Here is a 438-nt window from a genome sequence, read left to right on the forward strand (position 1 = left end):
ACTTCACTCACACCCCCTAGGCGTAGCCATAGACCGGTATTACGAGTTTCGGGGCTAAACTAAATTTGACAATTCCAGAACGAACAGGAGAGATCGTCAGTGCTGAAACAATCATAAACTATGTGTGGGGAGACAGAGATACTGGTACGAGGGAAAACTTCAACGTCCAAATTTTGCGATTGCGCAAAAGAATCGAAATTGATTACCGATCACCGAAACTGATTCTCACTGTTCGAGGAAGTGGATATATTTTGATGACAAAGAATGGGGGATTTAGAGATGGATAAAAAAGGGTTTATGTAGATAACACATGAGTTATGCAGTTGTCCCCAATAATTGGGTATTGGTAGGTTCAAACCATCTCATTTCCAGTTTCGTTGGCCAAAAATCGCGTATAAGTCTTGCAAATTTCTTTGCGGGTGTGTCAAGATCAATCGA

1 protein-coding gene is annotated in these 438 nt (G+C 41.3%); it reads left to right on the plus strand.

Annotated features, from left to right (window positions below):
* The first annotated feature begins 65 nt into the window (after window positions 1–65).
* The gene (locus tag ATW55_RS17375; RefSeq protein ID WP_160327247.1) at window positions 66–287 is read left to right on the plus strand and encodes a winged helix-turn-helix domain-containing protein; all 222 of its coding nucleotides are present in this window, start codon (window positions 66–68) and stop codon (window positions 285–287) included.
* Window positions 288–438: the final 151 nt, after the last annotated feature.

This window comes from Ferroacidibacillus organovorans, from assembly GCF_001516615.1.
Lineage (GTDB): Bacteria > Bacillota > Bacilli > Alicyclobacillales > SLC66 > Ferroacidibacillus > Ferroacidibacillus ferrooxidans_B.